The sequence below is a fragment of the Chitinophaga sp. SVR4-12A genome (assembly GCF_056754765.1).
Genome location: NZ_JBPGWP010000001.1, coordinates 6,495,488 through 6,516,792, shown reverse-complemented (window position 1 = coordinate 6,516,792; position 21,305 = coordinate 6,495,488). Strand labels below are relative to the sequence as shown.

Sequence of the window (21,305 nt, the reverse complement as noted above, 5' to 3'; positions counted from 1 at the left end):
GTAACTAAGTTTATAATTAAAAAACCGGTTTCCCTTATATCCCCTTCGATTCTCATAGTCGAATACACGACACTTGACCATTTTGCCGATCATCTTTGAATGAAAACCTCCCGGTAGAATATTCTGTTAAATTTGGCGTGTTGAGATATTGTGCAACCTTTATTCCTACTAATCCCTTTTGCATCCGCACCATTCAACTCTTACCTCTTACCCAATATCTGAAATCGGTAAACGTCAGCAGTTCTCCTAACATTAGCCGATAAAATGATATACCGGTTAATTCTAAAAACTAACCTGCAAACCCAATGTAAACATCTTTGGCGGGAGGCAAAGCACCAACACTGGTGGCCTCCGGGTCAATGCCAGGGTACTTGGTAATAACAAATAAATTTTCCCCTCGCGCGTAGACTTTGCATTGCTGTATTCTGGCTCTACTTAGGATCTTTGCAGGCAGCTCATAAGCCAAGGACATATTTGTAAATCGTATATATGAACCATCAGCATAAACCGCGTCAGATGCACCAAAGAGATAGTCGGAGGTTAGAGGTGTAGTTGTGTAACGCGCATACTTTGCATTATCTCCCGGCTTTTGCCAGCGATTTAATACGTCAATGGATTGATTAGACAGAGCTCCAATTGTGCCTGGTATCTGTCCGAACAATCCCGTTGACAGTTCCTGCTTACGAAATGTAAAAAATAAATCCAATTGAAGCCCCTTATATCTAATATCGTCCGAAATCCTCCGTCAAATTGCACACTACGATCCCTACTATACAAATCGTTGTTAGCTTTATCATTGGGGTAGGGGTTTATTTGCCCATCCTTATTCTTATCGAAATAAGTGTATTGGCCGGTTTCAGGGTCCACACCAGTGTAGTGTAAGTATTCAATGATATTAAGAGACTTACCAACAACAAATACAGACGCGTAAGGTGATTCTTCTAGTCCTGGAAATGATATAAGCTTATTTACATTCTTTCCAATATTAAAAGAACAAGACCACTCCAAGTCTTGCTTAACAATCAACTTGGCTTTCAATATGGCTTCGATTCCCGCATTTTGAACAGTTGCATTCTGATTAGCTGTTACGGAGTTAAATCCTGTTAGACTTGGCAATAAACTTTCAATTAATTGATTTCCGCAACGATTTCTGTACCAAGCCACTTCCATGTACCGTCTGTCTCCCAAAAAACCAAGATCAATTGCGCCCTCCAACTTCCGATTAACCTGCCATTGCAAACCCGGGTTTGCAAAAACCCCACAGGTAAATAGGCAGGAATATTTTGATAAGGTAAAGTGTTTGATGAAGTCCGAAGATCAAACGCTTATAGTCACCAATTTGGTCGTTGCCCGTGGTTCCGTAACTACCTTTCTGAATTTTCCAAAACTCATAAATTGCAAATTATTCTTCCACCATTTATGCTCGGAAAATATCCAAGCTCCTCCTACAGCTCCAAAAATCGCCAGATTGCCGCCCCGGCCCAAACCGAGACGAGCCGTCGCGGCGGGCAGATCAGGTTTAATATGAATTTGTTTGCGAAGTTCAAGTTGACCCTCCCCAAATAAAGCATTGTATTTATACTGCCCAAATACATCTGTAGCAGATCTTATTGGCGCGTTTGCTATGGATTTTAGTAAATGATCATTAATATACCCTGACCCTATTATAGTGTTACCATCTTGGGAAACTACTTGTAAAGAACTACCAATTAAAGCGTTTAGATTAAACATCCCAATTGTGGATTTATATTCGATCTGCGGCTCAACAATGGTATTGTAACCATTATTATTCCCAAACTGACTCGACCCCTTAGGAATGATCAGTCTCGGGTTCCTGAGCTGATCATAGGATTAATTGACATTTGTGAAACATGAAATGTCGAATACCCGAATTGGCTTGAGAAGCTTAAATTCTTCAACAGTTGATACTCCAAAGAAAATTGGCCATTTAGAAAAATCCAGTCTTCGATTCATATGGTTGAAGAATTGGGCTCAAGGTATAGACTAAATCTGAAACAGGCCGCCAAGCTTTATAATTTAAATAGCCACTAGATGTTAAAACATCAGGGGCGTTAGGAGGAAGCAAGACGGCTGCGGACACAGCAGTTAAATCAGATTTTGAACTTGAATATTGGGCTGTTAATGACAGCTTAAGTCGTTCGTTTACACTTCGATGAGATAGATTAAATTGGAGCGAGGCACGTTGATCGGAGCCGCTACGTGTAAATATATTAGTTTGCCGTTGATATCCCCCTCCGATTCGGAAAGTACTTCTTCTCATCCCCCCCAGAAAGGCTGGTTTGTACATCACAGAAAGTGACCCGTTCCGCCCCATATCTCTTTTTGCCAAATCAGATATAGCGCGTTGTATCCCAAAGAAGCAAGTCATATGCGTTCCCTGCATCTGGTGTAATGCCGTCATTCTTGAATGCTTCTCTTCTCATTTCAATATACTGTTGAGTATTCAATAACTTATAACGACCTGTTACTGTGCTTGTGCCGCTATAGATATTTACATCAGATTTTGTTCTCCCAACTCTACCTTTTTTGGGATTAATAAGAATTACACCATTCGCAGCTCTCTCACGATCCGTATATTGCCGTCGCATCTGCGTCCTTAAGAACACTAATACTTTCAATATCCGCTGGATTAATGCTAAACAAAGGGCTTTCTACCATTAGCAGGTCCAAGGGCAAACCATTCTGTATAAATCCGTTAGATTGCTCCGCACCGCTTCGGAGCCCCCTAATGATAAAACAGTTAACGGTACGCCGTCGATAATATAGAGTGGTTCCGCCGGAAGTGCAGGATTAATGACTGATCTTCCACGAATTTCAACTGAAAAAAGGCGAAGTTGCATATCCGCTGAGTTGGGCGTTACTACCATGCCAGGAACCTGTCCTTTAAGTGCAGTCAATACATTCATACCGGGACGCTTTTCGATTTCCTTAGCACTGATTGTAACGATAGGCCGCCCAGTATTTAATCTGTTGTGTCGTCCTCACCATATCCACACAACCATCACTGTCATCCAACTCGCTCACTGACATCTCCATCTGCACTTGAAGTGTTCGACCTCCTACCAACACCTCTCTCTGCGCTGTGAACCGATAGACCGAATTGTAATTGCAGAATTGACGCCTACATTCGACAGTACAAAAGACACCGTCCCCATCGCTGACAGTGCCCTCACCACTCGCCTGTTACAATAATTGCAGCTCCAGGTAATCCTGGCTTATCCTCTGCATCTAGGAACTGTCACCTATCACTGTAGGAATAAGGCTACAGAGCCGTATCTACTGTAGATTTTCTGTGGGTAGCCTACGTTTTTTTTTCTTAGAGAAGCCTCCTCACGTGGTCACAATTGTTATCATCATCGGCCAATTTCCAATTGAGGTCTTTCCCTTGAAGCAAAAAGTTCATTACTTCGTCAATAGGCGTATTATTAAATGCAATCGTAATTTTCTCCTGGTCATTAAAATCAGCATTGTTATAAAATACCTGTAGTTTGGTTTGTTTCTGAATAGTTTTTAGCACCCTTTTGTAATGGAATATCATTCGCTTTAAGCGTGAAGTATTTCTGCCTTTGCTCATTCCGCCTGCGCATTTATGGCCGAAAAGCAAACACAGGCTACAATAAAAGCAAGCAGGAATCCACGGCAATAGTTCCCCTCCGTAGTAAGCCGTTCATACGCGAGTTAGTTTTAGTTAGAGAATACTAGTTCGGTTCCTACTACCTCCGAAGCATACAACCTCAGAAGCGATTTTAGGGATAGCGATAATTGGACAATCGTTATCATTTCCTACCATAATACGACACGCGCAAATATCCGGACGTCACACTCATCTTAAAAAATATTTTTATGTTAATACACCGTTAACATCAGCGGTTTCTACGGGAAAAAGTACTAACTTATAGAAGCAGCTGAAGGTATATCCCAATTGTACCTCAACGCTTAACGGAATGATCATATATTATTCTTAGAACCATAACTATTTTATCACCACCCATATGAACTTAAGATCATCATTCGAAAATCTTAAAAACTATTAATGAATTTTTTTTAGGTTTGTTCTGTGAATGACGAATGTTCTTAGTTGCTGAAGGCAACCGCCTCCCACATGTTCCCTTACAATGACCATACAGTAAACTATTTTATCACAAGGGGAGTTACAACAACTTTTTGGTGAATGTTCGACGTCAACGGACAATTCAATATTGCAAGAGTTACTGACTGGGAATGTTAAAGCATTAAGAAACGTGCTATAACCGGTACAGAACTGAATTAATAATGTACGCATACAGCATTCTGGAAGACTGAAGCAGAAGCCCAGGATGTAGTGCAGGAATTCTTTATTGATTTCTGGCAAAAGCAACTCTACCTAAGTATCAACTCATCTATAAAAGGCTTCCTATATATATCTGTCAAAAACCGTTGTTTAAATAAACTAAGGAGCAATGACGTTCGCCGCAAAGGCTATGAGCAAATGTTAGTTAACCCAGATTATGAACTTCCTTCTCTCCCCATCGAAAGCCAGCGATTTCGCCAGCAGGTATCCTCCACAATAGCCAAACAAGCCCCCATGTCGTCTCAAGTATTCCAGTTAGCCTATTTTGAGCAGCTCAGCAGGGAAGAAATAGCCAATAAAATGGGTATTAGCCAGGGCACCGTTAAAAACCAAATAACCAGGGCGCTCAAAATTTTACGAAAAAATTTTATTGGGAGTAGGACATTACCAGATAAAAAATTGTCATAAGTATATATGCAGCCTCAACGTGAAGATATACATGTGCTGATGATCCGGAAATTAGCAGGCTCAATAAGTGAAACAGAAGCACAATACCTGGATGACCTTATTGAACGGGATGCCCATGTTCGTGAGAAATGGGACAAGGTACGAGGGAAATTCACCCAGGAGGACCTCAGCAGCAATTTTGAGCGCTTCAGAAACGGGCCTCAATGGGAAGATATTGCGCCCATCGTACAGCAAAAGGCTGTAAAACGGGTAGGCATACGTCGCGTAATGTGGGCGGCGGCTGCAGCGGCGTCGGTTGCAGCTATTGTTGGTGGCTTGTTCCTGTTTACCGGCAATTCCCATAAAGCAACCACCCAACCAATCGCCGAAAACGGGAAGAAAGCCATCGAGCTCAAACTGGCTAGTGGCAAAACCATAGATCTTTCTGTTAATAAAGGACAAGTACAGCTGGGCCCTACCACCTTAAATAATGCAGGAAAGGCCCTGACCTATTCTATCAGGAATACAGCCAGCGCTCCGGCAGCAGAAAATATATTAACAGTGCCAATAGGCCTGGATTATAAAGTGCAGTTGTCAGACGGAACAGAGGTTTGGATGAACTCAGCTACTACCTTGCGCTTCCCCTTTGCTTTCAGCGAAGGCCGCCGGGAGATCAGCCTTAGCGGGGAAGCCTTCCTCAAAGTGGCTAAAGACGAAAAAAGACCATTCATTGTTCATTTGTCAGGTAGTAACTCTTCTTCCGCCGATAAAGATAAGGACCCGAATGAAACATCCGTATTGGTACTAGGCACTGAATTCAACATTAATACATACGATTCCGGCGTTTACCGTGTTGCATTGGTACAAGGCCTGGTAAAGGTAAAAACACAAAAAGACATCGTAAGCATCAAGCCGGGACAACAAGTAACCTATGCCAGTGATCAGCAAAGTATCAGCATTCACCCGTTTGATGAGGACGAAGTGCTCAGCTGGCGCGAAGGAATGCATTACTTTCACAACGCCACCATCAGGGAAATATGCACTGTATTTCCCCGGTGGTACGGTGTACATATTACAATGGATAACGAGTCGCTGGCAGGCAACAGGTTCTCCGGCACCTTAAATAGAAATGAGCCATTGGAAAGCTTTCTGGCAATACTAAAGACAACAAAATCTGTGAACGGGTATTATTACGATGAGCAGGGAGTTTTACATTTAAAATAACCAAAGCAGTCTTAACGGCCGGGAATTAACAAATTTCAATGTGGTCGACACCCATCAGCTTCCATAATGGAGGCTGGGGCTTATATACTATCCTATGAAAAGCTATTGATTGGCTTTTATTACATGTGATTGTAATTCCTTAACCTGATATTCATGATGTACCCAAAACAATTGTCCGGTACAATGGCCAGGATACTGGACCTGCCGCAACCGCTAATGGATTATGTATTCCTGGAACGTTTATATCGGCAAATGCCAGGGCGAACAGCAAACTTGCTGCAAGACTCAAGCCTTCACCCACTACTATGTCACCAAAAAGGCCCCTATCTCCTTGTCCCTGGAATCGACAGGTTATTTCTCAAATTCAGCAGCGGTCTTACACTGTCATCCAGGAATGCTATGATCAACTGGCACGACCTGTTCATCCAGGCATACCGGAACATTGAAGGTATCGACATCCACCAAATAGAATATATCCTGGACAGAGAAGCCATCCACGATTGTGAATTGAATGACCGGCTTATTTAACTATTACGAACAGACAACATTCTATGTCCTCACCCAAACCCGCTCCCGAATCTTTCTTAATAAAAAAATTATCTGAAGAATCCGATTGGGGATTCAGGCAACTCTTTAACCTGCACTACAGTGCTGTATACCAAAAAGCCCGTAAGATCCTTGATGATGACGAAATAGCCGAAGACATAGCACAGGATGTCTTCGCTAAACTATGGATACAACGGGAACGGATAGCCAACCTCGGGATGGAGACATTAAGACCCTACTTACTGACCGCAGCGAGAAACCTCAGCATCGATGAAATAAAACGCCAGAAGCGCCGCCACGAACGCCACCATGCATATGCTTACGAAAACATGCTGATAGAACAACCCAATGCCACATTTGAAAAACGAGAACTTTTTGACCGGGTGAACCGGGCACTGACCTGCATAAAATCTCCAAGACGCCGGCAGGTAGTTGAATGCATCTATTTGAAAGAAGAAGACAGGCAACAGGTAATGGCCGACATGGAGATCAGCTACAATACTATTAAAGAACAACTCCAACAGGGCATAAAGATTCTTCGCAGCCAGAAAACATTGCTGCAGGATTACCGGTAAATGCGCACATAGCGCCGGTCTGCCCCTCTTGTCCAAATTAGCTCCATTAAAAAATATGTTGATTTCCAGGCTCCTGTCATAACATTGCAGTATCATTAGGTAATTTGGTTTATAATCCCAGCCGGTAACGAAGCCGGTAATTGAAAGCCAGCGAGCTTATGTAATACATCCTGTTAAAAGGCACAACACCGATACTGACTGGAGAGTTCTGATAACCAGAAGAGTGACCGGATCATTTCCCGTGCCCCCAAGCATCCTCCAGCGCTGGGTGGCCATCAATGTTAAACGAGATGAAAGACCTTTTTCATTGTTTGATCAACGCATATGCAGACATCCTTTCAAAGCACCGCGCTTAATGGCCGCGGAGGCAGCATTGTACCGGTACCTGATTGTTTAAAAGGACTGCTGGCGCCCTGGGCCGATGCCCAGTGTACGTCCTATGATTTTGGTATGATCATAACACAGGTATTGAACACACCGGACTACCAGATCCATGCAACCTTATTTAATTTCATCTGGCCCGTAACCCTCTATCCCTGCCGGGACACACCCACTATCGCCCTGCAGTATATCAGGCAGGGCAGGATTATATCCCGGCTGGGCGGCGCAGAAGAGCTAGTACTGGAACCCTCCAGGTACAACCTCTTTCATATAGCCGCCGGCAGGCATAGCTTACAACCGCAGAAAGGCCTCAGTGAATCGCTGCGTATAGAGTTCGCTCCCGCCTGGCTGCAGGAGTTGCTGGGCGCTCATCCCCAGCTGCAAAAAATGCTGGATATGCTGCACGGCCAGCATAAAACAGGTGAGCTGCTGAGGCCCGCAAAGATGAATGGAAAGGTGAGAAATATCATTCATGAAATATATCAATGCAGGAAAACCGGCCCCTCATTATACCTGGAAATGAAAGCGCACATCTATGGATTGCTCAGCGCCTACGATGAAGAGCTGACACAGGCCAATGACCTGGAAAACATTCATGCGTCCAAAACAGAGAAGATAATGATGGCGGTAAAGCAGTATATCAGCGAATACCCGCATATCCACGAATGCAGCCTGGAGAACCTCTCGCGGAAATTCTTTATCAGCCCATCCGCATTGAAACAACATTTCAAAAAACACTGCCAGGTGTCTCTTGGGGAATTCGTACAGCAGCAATGCGTGCTGAAAGCAGCAGAACTGCTGCTGCTGGGCATAGATCCTGTAAGAGATATTTCACAGCAGCTGGGCTATACCGACGTATCTAATTTTTCACGGGCCTTCCGGAACTATACCGGCTGGTCGCCCAATGAAGTAAAGCTGCATCCTGAACGATTCAGGCGCAGAGCGGAAAGATAATTACGCAGCAGGGATAGTACTTTTTATACGCTCCGCGTTGTTAAATAAATCCCCTGACGGCAATGCCGAGGGGGAATACTATGTAGATCATCACCAATCAACCAATCATTTAAAATGAGCCAATTAAGCAAGCCCCTTTCATTGCTGGCATTCCTGGCGCTGCTGCAGATCAACCTCTGCGCGCAAAGCATCTGGAAAATGCAGCCCGTAGGCATCCAGACACGCTGGGCCAGGGAAGTAGGCCCCCACCATACTTTGATGGAGTACCCCAGGCCGCAAATGGCGCGCGCCCAATGGCAAAACCTGAACGGCCTCTGGCAATATGCCATTACACCTAAAGATGCAGCGCCTCCTGCTCATTATGACGGGGACATACTGGTGCCTTACCCTATAGAATCCGCCCTCTCCGGCGTAAAAAAAGCAGTCCTCCCCCATCAGAACCTCTGGTATAAAAGGACCATCGCCCGGCCAGCCCTAAAAAACGGGGAACGGGCAATGCTGAACTTTGGCGCGGTAGACTGGCAGGCAACGGTTTACCTGAATAACAAACCAGTGGGCGAACATACCGGCGGTTATCAAAACTTCTCCATAGATCTTACGGATGCTTTACAGGCAGGCAACAATGAACTGCTCATTAAAGTATACGATCCAACAGACCAGGGTCCCAACCCGCATGGTAAACAAGTGCTCAACCCCGCAGATATCTATTATACACCTTGTACGGGCATCTGGCAGACAGTATGGATGGAAGTGATCCCCGCTGCTGCTATTACTGACATTAAACTCACTCCTGATATCGACCAGCAGGTATTGAACGTCACCGTAAAAGCGCCTTCGGATGCTGAAGTATTACTCACCGCCAGTACTGAAGGAAAAACCGTCAGCACCGCCAAAGGCGCCCCCGGCACTACTATTCAGCTGCCGGTTAAGCGGCCCAGGCTGTGGAGCCCAGACGCCCCGTTTTTATATGACCTGAAAGTGCAACTGCTAAAAGATGGGAAAACCCTTGACGAAGTAAAAAGCTATTTCGGCATGCGGAAAGTGGAAGTGAAGAAAGACGCAGCAGGATTTGAACGGATATTCCTGAACAACCAATACACCTATAACCTCGGCACCCTGGACCAGGGCTTCTGGCCAGAAGGCATTTATACCGCCCCAACAGACGAGGCATTGACGTTTGACATCAAGGCCATAAAAGCGATGGGATTTAATACCATCCGTAAGCATATCAAAGTAGAGCCAGACCGCTGGTACTATCACTGCGATAAGCTCGGCATGCTGGTATGGCAGGACTTTGTAAATCCGCCCCACCACATGCCGGAGGGTGCAAAAGAGGAATTTGAAAAGGAAGTGGCAGCTACTATGGAGCAATTACATAACCATCCCTGCATCACTACCTGGGTACTGTTTAACGAAAAATGGGGCGCCTTTGATCAGCAACGCCTGACAGAATGGGTAAAACAAAAAGACCCTTCCAGGTTGATCAATGGCCACTCCGGCGAAATACTCTATGTGAACGAAAAGCTGCGCAGTCCCTCCCCTAACGCCTGGGTAAGCGCGGATATAGCAGATGTGCACTCCTATCCTGATCCGATGAATGCACCTGGCCTGCCAGGCAAAGCACGTATCCTCGGCGAGTTCGGTGGCATAGGGGTATTTATCCCGGATCACCAGTGGAACCCAATGAATGCCTGGGGATACATCCAGGTAACGCCCTCCGCCCTGGAAGGCAAGTACAGGATCATGAACCAGCACCTGCAGCTGCTGCAAAAAGAAGGCCTCGCCGGCTCCATATATACACAGCCGTTTGATGTGGAAGGAGAACAGAACGGCCTGATAACCTATGACCGGGAAGTAATTAAGATGCCCTTTGAAACGCTCAGGAAGATACACAGCCAGTTGTTGCCCACTGCAGGCAATATACCGGTAGTAACGGCAAAGGCTGCGGATATCACGGATCCAGGTATATTATACAGCCGCCTGTTGCAGCAGTATGTTGACGGGAAGAAAGATCCTGCTTTCCTGCGAAAGCTGGCAATGGCGGCGCAACAAAGCGGCGACAAGCTGGGTGTGCGCAGGGCCAGCGCCGATTATATCGCGAGCCTGCAATCGCCCTATTCTGCTGAAGATCTCAGTTATGTATTACAGGTTACGGGTAGTACAAAAGATGCCGGTTTCGCGCTCATCCGGCAAAATGCCGCTGAGATCAACCGCACCCTGGGCATGCGCCAGGCAGATGTGAAAATGATGAATCTTATCTACCAGGATGAAATCCAGCCTTACGTATCTAATCCAAACGCTTCGCCCGACTGGGATATGCTGGCCACCAGGGTAAGCAGCTACGGAGCGCCCGGCGAAGAGATCCTGCTGCGGGCCAAAACCATCCATTTCCTGAACAGGCAGGACTGGGAAAATTTTGCAAAGGCGGCCAATGAATATGTGCACAAATATGGTCAGAACCTGAGCCCCGATGAGCTCAATCAATATGCATGGACCGCATTTGAACGGGTAGAGAACCCCTCCCTGCTGGCACCAGCATTGGCCTGGAGCCAACTATCGCTGAAAGCGGGCGAGCAGCCGGCATACCTGGATACCTATGCTAACCTGCTGTACAAACTGGGTAAAACGGAAGACGCGATCCGGCAGCAGGAAAAGGCAGTGAGCATGGCGCCCGACGCCTCACTAAAAGAGAACCTGGAGAAGATGAAACGGGGCGAGCGCACCTGGAAGTAATAATGAGTAAATATCCATTTGGCTATAGTTTTATTCTCACCAATAGATTCTTAAACACAGGGCCGCTTTCCAGCGGCCCTTTCGTTTTAGCAGGCAGCGGAAATATTCGCATAATTTCATACCTTCATTTAGCTTTTTTAACGCCCGGGACATACACCTATACAATTGAACGAATTGTCATGTAAGTAAATATCGCAAAAAGCTTATGCAACCAAAAAGTGATGAATGTTTACTGGCACAACTGAAAGCCGGTGATGAAGCAGCCTTCACAGCATTATTCAACAAGTACAGATCCGCCTTGTACCTGGAAGCATATTACCGCCTCAAAGATCACGAGGAAGCCCAGGATATCGTGCAGCATATTTTTGCCTGGATATGGCAACATAAATCCACTATCCGGACGGACATCCCGCTCAAGCAATATCTTTTCCGCGCTGCCCGCAACAAATGCATCGATAAGCACCGGAAAACAAAAACAGTATCACATTTCAACAGGCACTATCTATACATCAAAGACACCGGTACTAACCAGGTACCGCTGGAAACAAAGGAATTGTCCCAGCAGCTCAGCAATGCCATTAGTGCAATCTCTGCACCCGCGTCCCGGAAAGCTTTTCAATTGCTCTACCAGGAGGGCAAAAGCCATAAAACCATTGCCGTAGAGATGGGCATCAACGTGCAAACCGTGAAAAACCAGATCAGCCGCGCTTTGAAGATCTTACGCGGGAAGCTCAAAAATGTTTAGCAGCTTGTGTTACCTTTTCCCATTACCAACGATTAAATATTAGTATGCACCTTGACGAGGACTACATCCGCCAATTGGTGATCGAAGAGATTGCCGGTACGATCAGTGAACCAGATGCCGCTCATTTGCGGCAGGTAATCGCTGAAAGTTCGGAGGCTTGGGTGCTTTATACACAGCTCCACCAGGAACTGGATAATTTAGAAGTACGTGCAGCAAGGGAAGCGCTGGCCTACAACCTGACCGCGGAACAAATACTGATTGATAGTAAGAACAGGAAAAAAAGGCGTCGGGGGATCAGTATTGGAAGCATCGCCATAGTATTCCTGCTAGGAATATGCGGGTATGCGTACTTCATGTCTGATAAGCCCGGCCAGGCATCTTCTCATCAGCAACAGTTTGTTGAGCTGCAGCTCTCCAACAGCAAGACGCTGACATTATCGGATGAAAAGCAGCAAATAGCACTGGGAAGCATCACCTTAAACAATACACAGCGTACATTAAGCTACACTTCCTCAGGCAGCGCTCCTGCGGGTTCGGCCACCCTGAGCGTTCCGCCCGGCCAAGACTATAAAATTCAATTATCTGATGGAACGGAAGTCTGGCTGAACGCGGCTACCAAACTGGAATTTCCTTTCAATTTTGAAGGTGCAACCAGGGAGGTGACTATTGCAACAGGAGAAGCTTATCTAAAGGTGGCTCCTAACCCCGAGAAACCATTCATTGTCCATTTACCACATAACAGCCAGGTAGAAATACTGGGCACTGCTTTCAATATTAACACCTATAACCTGGATAGGATCAGGGTATCGCTGCTGGAAGGAGCTGTAAAAATGCAGACACCACAGGGCGCCAAGACGCTGAAGCCTGGTGAACAGACCATCTATACCCCTGAAAAAGGACTGGAGCTCAGCACTTTTGAGAAAGACAATGTGCTTGCCTGGCAGCAGGGGATCTATCGTTTTGAAGATGCTCCTTTAGAAGAGATCTGCCAGGTGATTCCCCGCTGGTTTGGCGTCGAGGTGGTGATAGATAACCCCTCAGTAGCTCAGAAGCGCTTCACTGGTTCATTGAACAAAAATCTTCCCTTGCAGACATCCCTAAATGGTTTAAAAGCGACGGCCTTAATTGATTATGATTTTGATAAAGACAACATCCTGCATATCAGGTAGCTATTTGTTCTCTCCTTTCTTCTTCAGGTAGTACGAGAAGCTGAGCAGAAAAAAGCGCTTCAATACCCTTGCCCGTATATCTTCAATATAGTTTTCTCCGACATTCCTGGTGATACTTAAATTCTGGCTCAACAGGTCAAATCCCTGCAGCTTGATACTGCACTGCTTATTTTGGAACAGGCTTTTTGAAATGAATGCATTCAGAAGCACGGCATTTTGATTATAACCTTCCTCACGGCCGGTGTTCAGCACATAATCTGCAAGGGCGCCAATAGTAAAGCCGGCCGGTAATTTTATACTGAGGTCTGTTGATAAATAGTAGTTGAGAAAATTACTGTTATTGTTTTTTTGTGTGGCATATCTTACGCCATTCCAGTTCACCATCGCGAGCACGGTCAGGTTCAACAGGTCTCTATGCACGTAATTCAAGCCCACCTCCTGTGAGAGGCTATAGCTTCGTATCGTTCCCCTTACACCGTTAATAAGATTAATATCCCGGCCCGTTTGGAATGCGGTGTTTGTTTTGACAGAAGATCCCTCCTTCTTCAGCGACAAGCTATTTATCATACTCACATTAAAATTATACGATCCGTTTACATTGACAGGCTGGCTTAGCTGTCTGCCCAGGGAATCGAACCAGTTGGCATTTATGATCTTACCAGGCAACAGTGAAAGATTGGCGCTGGTGCTGAAACCGTGCATGGATCCCGTGTTAAACGCATTATACCATAAGCTGAAATTATGAACTGCCGCCGGCTTAAGATCCGGGTTCCCTAACTTTATATAGAGCGGATTACTGTTGTCAGGAACCGGCTGCAACTGTGTGAGATCCGGCGGCAACGGAGCGCCTGAATAAGAAAATTGCAGGCGTTTATTGTGATTGAATATATAGCTCATGTTGGCCATCGGGAAAAAATTGAACAATGAGCGGTGTATCCGGCTGTTCTGGCTAATATCGTTATTACTAATATCACCCAACATTATATAAGCGCCGATGCTATACTCATACTTCCTTTTCCGCGTACGGATACCCAGGCTGGCCATTTGATAGGAATAGTTGTTCCGGAACGAGTTACTGAGACTATCATTCAGCCGGTCGTACACTTTACTGGCGGCGCTGTAATCGTAAGTAAGCTTATCCGATGACATATTGTTGCTGCTGTAGAGGTAAAGCAGATCCAGGAACCTGTCCTTGAAAAGGGGCTCTGTATAAGTGGCAGACAGCTGTAAAACATTATTGTTCGTGCCGATATTGCTTCGCTGGTTGATCGTATCGCCCAGTACGGCGCCATTGGACTGAAAGAACAGGTTATGCGAGTTGTTGTAGTTCTCCTGCCTGGTATTGTTGGCATTAAAGCCAAGGTTCACACTTGCCGCACGTCCCTGCTTTTTGAATTTCTTGCCCAGGAAAATATTGAGATAATAAACAGGGATTTCGCCCTTATTGCTATTTTGCAAATTACCGGTATTTACAGTATCCCCGCGACCATTAAGCGATTGATAAATGTTTTCTATGCTGCTCTTCGTGCGGCCATAATTAAACCCTCCGCTTACATTTACCTTATGCATGGTATCTGGTTTGTACTCCGCCCGCACATCGAAATTATGGTAGCTGTTATTGTCTGTTGAGCGATTGTCCTGGTTGTAATAGTAGGTGGTGTCTGGAAGCAGGTTTTGCCGGGCGATGTTACGTTCGTTCTCTGTGCGGCCGTCACTGACCGTATAGCTTCCACTTACTTTCAATTGCTCACTGACATCCTTACTATAATTCACGCCACCCGTCCAGTTCCTGCTGATGCCATAGCCGCCGGCTATCCGGGACTGGCCATCCTGGTACCCGTTCATATTATCCCCATTGACCAGGACGGATAGCTGGTCTCCCTCGTTGAAGCGGCTCAGGTGCCCTTTCCCGGCAAATCGCCCATCGGTTCCATAGCTACCGCTTAGCTGGCCGATAAATGCACCTTTTTTATCTTTGCGGACCGTGATATTTATTGCTTTCTCTCTTTTCCCATCCTCTACTCCTGAAAATTCTGCCTGGTCTGATTTTTTGTCAATCAGCTGTATCTTGTCTATCATGTCTGCCGGCAGGTTTTTGGTAGCCATTTTGGGATCGTCCCCAAAAAAAGGTTTTCCATTTACCAGGATCCGCTTCACCGTCTGCCCATTTACCTTTATCGTACCATCCTTCTCTACCTGCACACCGGGCAATTTTTTCAGCAGCTCTTCCATCACTGCATTTTCCCTGGTTTTATAATACCCGGCATTAAATTCCAGCGTATCCCTTTTAACGACCATGGGTGTTCTTACCTGCAGGATCTCAACTGCCTTTAAGCTCACGCCTGTACCTTGCAGGGGAATGTCGCCCAGGTCCAACAGCGTATCTGCAGGCGTCACCACCAGCGGCTGCAATACCGGCTGATACCCCAGGAAGGTGATGTATAGCTTATAGCTGCCTGCCTGTATACCATTCAGCGAGAAACCACCTTTTGCATCTGTAAAATCACCGGCTATTCTTGAAGAATCTTTCGCGCTTAATAAAGCCACCGTTGCATCTGCCAGTGGCTGCTGACTATCCTTGTCTGTTATACGGCCTTTCACCCGGACTGTTGGCTTTGTCTGGGGTCGTGCCTGGAAAGCGCACAGGGTAACAATGATCACGATGAGGAGGATTTTTCTCATCATAAAAGGTCCTTTAATGGTTTCTGTCCTCCTGAGGGGCGGAGAGCAATGCTACCTAAGTTAAGAAGTAAAACCCAATTTAATGGGCGTTATTATAATAAATTTCTGCTGCAATGTTATTGCAGCACAATTAGTTATCTTATCATTTCGAAATATAGACCATCTCTATGGCCAATAGGTTATTATTATAAGCTTTAATGTAGTACCTTTTCCTATTTTCACCGTTAGTAAATACAGTGGATCCCAACAAAACCATTGACCTTTAAATGAGAACTTTGATGTCCCGGAAGGAGCCCAATATCCCCGGAAGGTTTGATCATGAAGCATTTGTGCATCTATTGATAAAACAACAGGCTGGAATCACCTCGCGCAAAGAGAATGCATTTATTAAAAGCATACTGGAAGAAAATGCCGAAGCCAGGGAACTATTTGCCGAGGTAGCTGAAACCTCCCAAAATGAAAACTGGGTAAAGCCACGCAGGAAACGTTTCCCTCTGTATATAGCAGCCGGCGTCGTGTTGTTGCTTGCAACCGGTGCCGGTTATTTTTATTTTCAGCAGCGCGCTCATGGCAGTGTTCCCCTGAAAACCGTGGTGATGCAAAGAGGCGCCTTTGGCACTATAAAACTGGACGATGGCACAGCCGTGCAGCTCAATGCAGCTACCACGATCAGGTACCCGGCCAATTTCAACAATAGCCGCATACGCGAAGTGTATGTAGATGGAGAGGCTTTCTTTAGCGTTAAAGCTGATCCCCAAAGGCCTTTCATTGTGCATTGCAAACTCGCTGATGTAGAAGTACTTGGTACCAGCTTTAATGTACATACTTATAACAACAGCTTCAGAACAGCCCTTGTATCCGGCGCCATTGCGATCACTACCCATGACGGAGAGAAAGTAAAACTGAGCCCTGGCTATACAGCCGCACTGGAACCCAATATTCCCCAGCTATTGGTAAGCGCTTACAGGCCCGATACGGTACTGACATGGATATCAGGAACCTGCCGTTTTGAGAACACTCCCTTAAAAGAAGTATGCCGGATGGCAGAACGGACTTATAATATCAACATTCATATTGATAACGAAGAACTGGCGGGTGTTTGCTATTCTGGTGTGATTAACCGCAAGAAGCCGGTTGAACTGCTACTGGAAGATCTCAGCTACACCACTGACATGGATTATTACTTTGATAAAAAGGGCGACTTGCATATTACTGCACCAGGGCGCAAATGACTATTAAAAGGTCCGAAATGATAAGGCCCGTTTGCGGCTAATTCGGTATATTCGGATATGCTCAAAAGAACCATTCCCAATATCGTTGCGCTCTTCCTTGTAGTGCTCTTCCTCTATACCGGTATCAGTAAACTGATGGACTATACCGTCTTTAAGGAACAAATAGCCCAATCCCCCGTTTTAGCACCAATTGCCCCCTTTGTTGCCTGGGCCCTGCCCCTCGCAGAATTTGTCGTAGCCATCGCCTTATTTATACCTGCCTGGCGTTTATGGGGCCTGTACGCCTCCTCTGCACTAATGCTGCTGTTCACCGGGTATATTGCCATCCTCTTAAGCTTCAGCAAGGAGCTTCCCTGCAGCTGCGGCGGGATCCTGCAGGAAATGTCCTGGCAACAGCACCTGGTATTTAATATCACCTTTACCATTCTATCCATCGTTAGCACCATACTTGAAAAGAAACGCCGCAATACGAAAAACACTAACAACAACGACGCAACGTTCAGCTTAACCTGAAGATCCGCCCCCACATACAGGCAGGTCCTGTTTACTATTTGTCATCGACAAAATAGTATCTTTCCGGACAAATCTACCTGTTCATCATGCAAAAACACCTATTTACGCTGGCCTGTGCCGCAGTGCTGGCAGCCTGTAATACCGGCAGCAGTACCCATACCGGCCAGGCAGGCGCCGACACCAGCCAGAACGCCGCATTCCGCGCGTATGAAGCACATTACCTGGCAGCCTTATGGAAAACTTATCCTGAGTGGGCCACCTCAGTAGGCTTTCACGAATACGATACCGTACTGACCGTGCCAGACAGCGCTGCCACGCAGGCAGAACTGACCTTCCTGCAACAACAGCAGGATTCCCTGAAAAGTTATGATACCAGCAAACTGGGAGTAAGCCTGCTGACAGACTATTACCTGATCCGTAACCAGCTGGACGGCCGGAAATGGGACATTGAAACGGCAAAATCCTATGAATGGTCCCCTTCTACCTATAATGTCATCGGCACATTCGCCTTTATGCTGAATGAAGCCTATGCCCCATTGGATACCCGCCTGCGCAGCTTTCACGCCAGGATGGCGAACATACCTGCCTATTACGCAGCAGCCAAAAAAGTGATCAGGGATCCCGTACCTGAACTTACCAGCCTGGCGCAGGACCAAAACCTGGGCGGATTGTCCATCTTCGAAAAAGACCTGGCAGACTCCCTCAATAAAAGCAGTTTGAGCGCAGCAGAGAAAAAAGCGCTGCTGGAACGCGCCAAAACAGCTGCCGGCGCTATCCGCGACTTTGCCGCCTGGCTGAAGGCCCTGAAAGTGGAACATCCCCGCAGTTTCAGATTGGGCGGAGCGTTATATGAAAGCAAGTTTAAGTACGATATACAGTCTGCCTATACCGCCGCACAGATCTACGATTCTGCCGTGGCCCGCAAGAACTGGATCCATACTGAAATGGCCCGCATCAGCAAACAGCTGTGGCCTAAATACTTTGGCAATGCGCCTATGCCGGAAGACCAGCTGGTATTGATCAAACGGATGATAGATACCCTCTCCATCCAGCACGTTAAGCCGGCAGAATTTCAGCAGTCCATTGAAAAGCAATTGCCTGCCCTTACTGCCTTTATCAAGGAAAAAGATCTCCTGTACCTGGATCCTACCAAACCATTGAAAGTGCGTAAAGAACCAGGATACATGGCAGGAGTGGCCGGTGCATCTGTAAGCGCACCCGGGCCTTATGATAAAGAAGGTAACACTTATTATAATGTAGGCAGCCTGGAAGGATGGTCGCCGGAAAAAGCGGAGAGCTATTTACGCGAGTATAACCACTACATCCTGCAGATCCTGAACATCCACGAAGCGATTCCCGGGCACTATACACAGCTGGTGTATGCTAACCAGTCACCCAGCCTTATCAAGTCAATCCTGGGTAACGGCGCGATGATAGAAGGATGGGCCGTATATACAGAACAGATGATGCTGGAGAACGGCTATGGTAATAACGAACCGGAAATGTGGCTGATGTGGTATAAATGGAACCTGCGTGCTGTTTGTAATACCATCCTCGATTACAGTGTGCATGTGAATAATATGAGCAGGGAAGATGCCATCAAACTGCTGACCCAGGAGGCTTTCCAGCAACAGGCAGAAGCAGAAGGTAAATGGAAACGGGTGAGCGTCACCAGTGTGCAGTTAACAAGCTACTATACTGGCTATAAGGAGATCATTGATCTCAGGAACGCGTATAAGGAGAAGATGGGCGATAAGTATAACCTGAAAGAATTCAATGAGAAGTTTCTGAGCTATGGCAGCACGCCGGTGAAGTATATCAGGCAGCTGATGTTGAACTGATTTAAGTTTCAGGTTTGAAGTTTGAGGTTTGAGGTTTGTTAGATGTTGAAAGTTTAATGCGTGCTCCAAGCATAATACTTGTCGTCGATATCTAACTTCTAACCAACTTCAAACCTCAAACCTCAAACTTCAAACTTATTTTTCTTTCCTATGCTGCAGCTCCTGCAGTATCTTATTTAGCTTCACGGGATCATTCATGTATGGGCTGAGATCAAAAAGGGCTACTTTACGGAAGTCTGTGGGAGCGCTTTCACCCTGCAGCGCGATATATCCTTCTTTTAACAGCTGACCATCCTTTTTAACAGCGGGATCAAAATTAGATACAGATCCGCCGCCTATCTGCGGCTTCGTATAGGTAAGTACGGTATCGCCGCCGGCAATATGTTTGATAATGGAATCACCTAAAACCAGTGCCTCTGCCCTTACCCACTGCTCGCCGGCGTATGTTTTAGATGTAGAGGAAATACAGTGATCCGTGATCAGCTTACCATTCATCACCACGTTAGTGCCAGGGGTGCAAAGGTTGGCAGTGGTACGGGGATCTTTCCCGTTGCCGCCCAGCAGCTGCATCTCCAGGGAGATAGGAAAATCCTGGTCTTTACGCATACTGGCGGCCGACTGTGAATGCAGCATGGCGCCATTGTTACGGATCGCCCATCCTGGTCCGCCGGGCACCTGCTCACCTACAAAGCGGTATTCCACCACCAGCAGGTAAGCGCTGAACGGATGCTTATAAAAGATATGCCCATATTGCTCGTTAAAGTTGCTGTATTGATCATAGCGTACTTTCAGTAAGCCATCTTCTACGCGGAAGGTATTGCCAAAATTGTCATTTAGTTCGTGACTGGCAATCTTGATGTCCCAGTCTTTCAGGTCTTTGCCGTTGAAGAGCTGTATCCATTTGCCGGATTGGGCGGTCTTTACAGACTTTTGCGCGCAGGCGGATACGGATAGCAGCAAGAGGCAACCGTAGAGCAGTTTTTTCATGATAGTGACATTATTGAAGCAGTAAAATACAAAGACAATAGGTAAGGTGTATATAAAAGCCATCGCATCAGGGGATGAGCGCGGCGGTTTTCTACGTCCCGTATTATTTATTCCACAGCTGCTTCAGCGGGGAAAGGACATGATCGATTGAAAATCATGCAATTAAGCAGGCTCCACGGCGCTTTTCAAAAACTGCAAGGTTTTCGCTGTAAAATCTTCAAAATCAAGCTAGTTATGACTCATCCTAACGCATTATTGAACGGACACGGCAGGCCTAGCGCAAGCCCCCTGTATGACAGCAGCAACATTCTCAATGTAAGCCGGCCGGGGCGTGTGGCTTCCATCTTAACCGGCTCACTGCTTGCGAGCAATGGGCTCGGACAGCTGTCCAGGCACCCGATCCGCGGACTGCTGAAGCTGGCAATAGGTGGTTACATGCTTTACAGAGGCCTGTCCGGCAACTGCCCTGTATCAGCCGCCATCGAGGAAAGGCGTAACCGGCATACACGGGCCATCAACATCCGTCTCAGACAACTGATCTCCAGGCCCCGGGAAGAAGTATATGCCTTCTGGCGCCAGCTGGGAAACCTGCCACTTTTTATGCAACACCTGGTAGCGGTGGAAGAGCAGGATGCGATCCACTCCCGTTGGATTGCGCGTGGCCCCGGAGGTATTGGCACCATTGAATGGGAAGCAGAGATCATGAAAGAAGAACCCGGACGTTTGCTTGGATGGCGTTCTGTGGCTAATTCGATGATCGCTACTGCCGGCCGTGTTACTTTCGAGGACGCTGCCAACGGAGGCACGTTTATAGAAGTGATGATCACCTACCGCCCGCCTGCCGGACATGTAGGCACCGGCCTGGCCTGGTTGCTGAACCTGGCTTTTGAACGGATGATCGAAAACGATATACGTCGCGTGAAAGATTTCCTCGAATCCGGGGAGCTGATCGCAGACAACGAAAGAGAAGAAAGTTAAACCATTG

The 21,305-nt window shown here is 46.5% G+C and carries 15 protein-coding genes and 3 pseudogenes; 12 read left to right on the top strand and 6 right to left on the bottom strand.

Going from position 1 to position 21,305, the window contains the following annotated elements; genetic code table 11:
- Nucleotides 1-1,317 precede the first annotated feature (1,317 nt).
- From ACR9Y8_RS26135 to ACR9Y8_RS26120, 4 genes and pseudogenes are all read right to left on the bottom strand, one after another.
- Complete coding sequence (locus ACR9Y8_RS26135; protein ID WP_481216201.1) at nucleotides 1,318-1,731, bottom strand: hypothetical protein; 414 nt, start codon at nucleotides 1,729-1,731, stop codon at nucleotides 1,318-1,320.
- An 852-nt stretch (nucleotides 1,732-2,583) separates the two neighbouring features.
- Nucleotides 2,584-2,763, bottom strand: a pseudogene (locus tag ACR9Y8_RS26130) (TonB-dependent receptor plug domain-containing protein); the annotation flags it as partial.
- Nucleotides 2,679-2,972, bottom strand: a pseudogene (locus ACR9Y8_RS26125) (TonB-dependent receptor plug domain-containing protein); the annotation flags it as partial. The pseudogenes ACR9Y8_RS26130 and ACR9Y8_RS26125, both read right to left, overlap by 85 nt.
- A gap of 365 nt (nucleotides 2,973-3,337) precedes the next feature.
- Nucleotides 3,338-3,559, bottom strand: coding sequence for an STN domain-containing protein (locus ACR9Y8_RS26120; protein WP_481216245.1), 222 nt, complete (start codon nucleotides 3,557-3,559; stop codon nucleotides 3,338-3,340).
- A gap of 774 nt (nucleotides 3,560-4,333) precedes the next feature.
- Here ACR9Y8_RS26120 and ACR9Y8_RS26115 point away from each other — a divergent pair.
- The 8 genes and pseudogenes from ACR9Y8_RS26115 to ACR9Y8_RS26080 form a co-directional block, all read left to right on the top strand.
- A pseudogene (locus ACR9Y8_RS26115) lies at nucleotides 4,334-4,759 on the top strand (sigma-70 family RNA polymerase sigma factor); the annotation flags it as partial.
- A gap of 6 nt (nucleotides 4,760-4,765) precedes the next feature.
- Nucleotides 4,766-5,962, top strand: a complete 1,197-nt coding sequence (locus ACR9Y8_RS26110) for a FecR family protein (RefSeq protein ID WP_481216200.1) — start codon at nucleotides 4,766-4,768, stop codon at nucleotides 5,960-5,962.
- Between the two features lie 153 nt (nucleotides 5,963-6,115).
- Nucleotides 6,116-6,490, top strand: coding sequence for a hypothetical protein (locus tag ACR9Y8_RS26105; RefSeq protein WP_481216199.1), 375 nt, complete (start codon nucleotides 6,116-6,118; stop codon nucleotides 6,488-6,490).
- Nucleotides 6,491-6,513: 23 nt separating this feature from the next.
- Nucleotides 6,514-7,083 (top strand): RNA polymerase sigma factor, encoded by a 570-nt coding sequence (locus tag ACR9Y8_RS26100; RefSeq protein ID WP_481216198.1) that lies wholly within the window; start codon nucleotides 6,514-6,516, stop codon nucleotides 7,081-7,083.
- 324 nt (nucleotides 7,084-7,407) lie between these two features.
- Nucleotides 7,408-8,418: a helix-turn-helix transcriptional regulator gene (locus tag ACR9Y8_RS26095; protein ID WP_481216197.1), complete on the top strand. Its 1,011-nt coding sequence runs from the start codon at nucleotides 7,408-7,410 to the stop codon at nucleotides 8,416-8,418.
- A gap of 114 nt (nucleotides 8,419-8,532) precedes the next feature.
- The gene (locus tag ACR9Y8_RS26090; protein ID WP_481216196.1) at nucleotides 8,533-11,151 is read left to right on the top strand and encodes a glycoside hydrolase family 2 protein; all 2,619 of its coding nucleotides are present in this window, start codon (nucleotides 8,533-8,535) and stop codon (nucleotides 11,149-11,151) included.
- A gap of 205 nt (nucleotides 11,152-11,356) precedes the next feature.
- Nucleotides 11,357-11,896 (top strand): RNA polymerase sigma factor, encoded by a 540-nt coding sequence (locus ACR9Y8_RS26085; RefSeq protein ID WP_481216195.1) that lies wholly within the window; start codon nucleotides 11,357-11,359, stop codon nucleotides 11,894-11,896.
- 44 nt (nucleotides 11,897-11,940) lie between these two features.
- On the top strand, nucleotides 11,941-13,065 hold the full coding sequence (locus ACR9Y8_RS26080) for a FecR family protein (RefSeq protein ID WP_481216194.1): 1,125 nt from the start codon (nucleotides 11,941-11,943) through the stop codon (nucleotides 13,063-13,065).
- On the opposite strand, the gene ACR9Y8_RS26075 is transcribed toward ACR9Y8_RS26080, so the two are convergent.
- On the bottom strand, nucleotides 13,066-15,750 hold the full coding sequence (locus tag ACR9Y8_RS26075; RefSeq protein ID WP_481216193.1) for an outer membrane beta-barrel protein: 2,685 nt from the start codon (nucleotides 15,748-15,750) through the stop codon (nucleotides 13,066-13,068).
- A 263-nt stretch (nucleotides 15,751-16,013) separates the two neighbouring features.
- Here ACR9Y8_RS26075 and ACR9Y8_RS26070 point away from each other — a divergent pair, with 263 nt between their 5' ends.
- From ACR9Y8_RS26070 to ACR9Y8_RS26060, 3 genes are all read left to right on the top strand, one after another.
- Complete coding sequence (locus ACR9Y8_RS26070) at nucleotides 16,014-16,979, top strand: FecR family protein (protein WP_481216192.1); 966 nt, start codon at nucleotides 16,014-16,016, stop codon at nucleotides 16,977-16,979.
- Between the two features lie 57 nt (nucleotides 16,980-17,036).
- Nucleotides 17,037-17,492 (top strand): MauE/DoxX family redox-associated membrane protein, encoded by a 456-nt coding sequence (locus ACR9Y8_RS26065; RefSeq protein WP_481216191.1) that lies wholly within the window; start codon nucleotides 17,037-17,039, stop codon nucleotides 17,490-17,492.
- Between the two features lie 86 nt (nucleotides 17,493-17,578).
- The gene (locus ACR9Y8_RS26060; protein WP_481216190.1) at nucleotides 17,579-19,333 is read left to right on the top strand and encodes a DUF885 domain-containing protein; all 1,755 of its coding nucleotides are present in this window, start codon (nucleotides 17,579-17,581) and stop codon (nucleotides 19,331-19,333) included.
- Between the two features lie 135 nt (nucleotides 19,334-19,468).
- Here the strand turns inward: ACR9Y8_RS26060 and ACR9Y8_RS26055 are convergent, their stop codons facing one another.
- A complete protein-coding gene (locus ACR9Y8_RS26055; RefSeq protein ID WP_481216189.1) occupies nucleotides 19,469-20,320 on the bottom strand; it encodes a 3-keto-disaccharide hydrolase in 852 nt (283 codons plus the stop codon).
- Nucleotides 20,321-20,554: 234 nt separating this feature from the next.
- Between ACR9Y8_RS26055 and ACR9Y8_RS26050 the strand changes: the two genes are divergently transcribed.
- The gene (locus ACR9Y8_RS26050) at nucleotides 20,555-21,298 is read left to right on the top strand and encodes an SRPBCC family protein (RefSeq protein ID WP_481216188.1); all 744 of its coding nucleotides are present in this window, start codon (nucleotides 20,555-20,557) and stop codon (nucleotides 21,296-21,298) included.
- Nucleotides 21,299-21,305 lie beyond the last annotated feature (7 nt).

Excerpts from the sequence above, each read along its gene's own strand:
- ACR9Y8_RS26135 (WP_481216201.1), bottom strand. The coding sequence starts at position 1,731 with ATGTTTAATCTAAACGCTTTAATTGGTAGTTCTTTACAAGTAGTTTCC.
- ACR9Y8_RS26120 (WP_481216245.1), bottom strand. The coding sequence starts at position 3,559 with ATGATATTCCATTACAAAAGGGTGCTAAAAACTATTCAGAAACAAACC.
- ACR9Y8_RS26110 (WP_481216200.1), top strand. The coding sequence starts at position 4,766 with ATGCAGCCTCAACGTGAAGATATACATGTGCTGATGATCCGGAAATTA.
- ACR9Y8_RS26105 (WP_481216199.1), top strand. The coding sequence starts at position 6,116 with ATGATGTACCCAAAACAATTGTCCGGTACAATGGCCAGGATACTGGAC.
- ACR9Y8_RS26100 (WP_481216198.1), top strand. The coding sequence starts at position 6,514 with ATGTCCTCACCCAAACCCGCTCCCGAATCTTTCTTAATAAAAAAATTA.
- ACR9Y8_RS26095 (WP_481216197.1), top strand. The coding sequence starts at position 7,408 with ATGCAGACATCCTTTCAAAGCACCGCGCTTAATGGCCGCGGAGGCAGC.
- ACR9Y8_RS26090 (WP_481216196.1), top strand. The coding sequence starts at position 8,533 with ATGAGCCAATTAAGCAAGCCCCTTTCATTGCTGGCATTCCTGGCGCTG.
- ACR9Y8_RS26085 (WP_481216195.1), top strand. The coding sequence starts at position 11,357 with ATGCAACCAAAAAGTGATGAATGTTTACTGGCACAACTGAAAGCCGGT.
- ACR9Y8_RS26080 (WP_481216194.1), top strand. The coding sequence starts at position 11,941 with ATGCACCTTGACGAGGACTACATCCGCCAATTGGTGATCGAAGAGATT.
- ACR9Y8_RS26075 (WP_481216193.1), bottom strand. The coding sequence starts at position 15,750 with ATGATGAGAAAAATCCTCCTCATCGTGATCATTGTTACCCTGTGCGCT.
- ACR9Y8_RS26070 (WP_481216192.1), top strand. The coding sequence starts at position 16,014 with ATGAGAACTTTGATGTCCCGGAAGGAGCCCAATATCCCCGGAAGGTTT.
- ACR9Y8_RS26065 (WP_481216191.1), top strand. The coding sequence starts at position 17,037 with ATGCTCAAAAGAACCATTCCCAATATCGTTGCGCTCTTCCTTGTAGTG.
- ACR9Y8_RS26060 (WP_481216190.1), top strand. The coding sequence starts at position 17,579 with ATGCAAAAACACCTATTTACGCTGGCCTGTGCCGCAGTGCTGGCAGCC.
- ACR9Y8_RS26055 (WP_481216189.1), bottom strand. The coding sequence starts at position 20,320 with ATGAAAAAACTGCTCTACGGTTGCCTCTTGCTGCTATCCGTATCCGCC.
- ACR9Y8_RS26050 (WP_481216188.1), top strand. The coding sequence starts at position 20,555 with ATGACTCATCCTAACGCATTATTGAACGGACACGGCAGGCCTAGCGCA.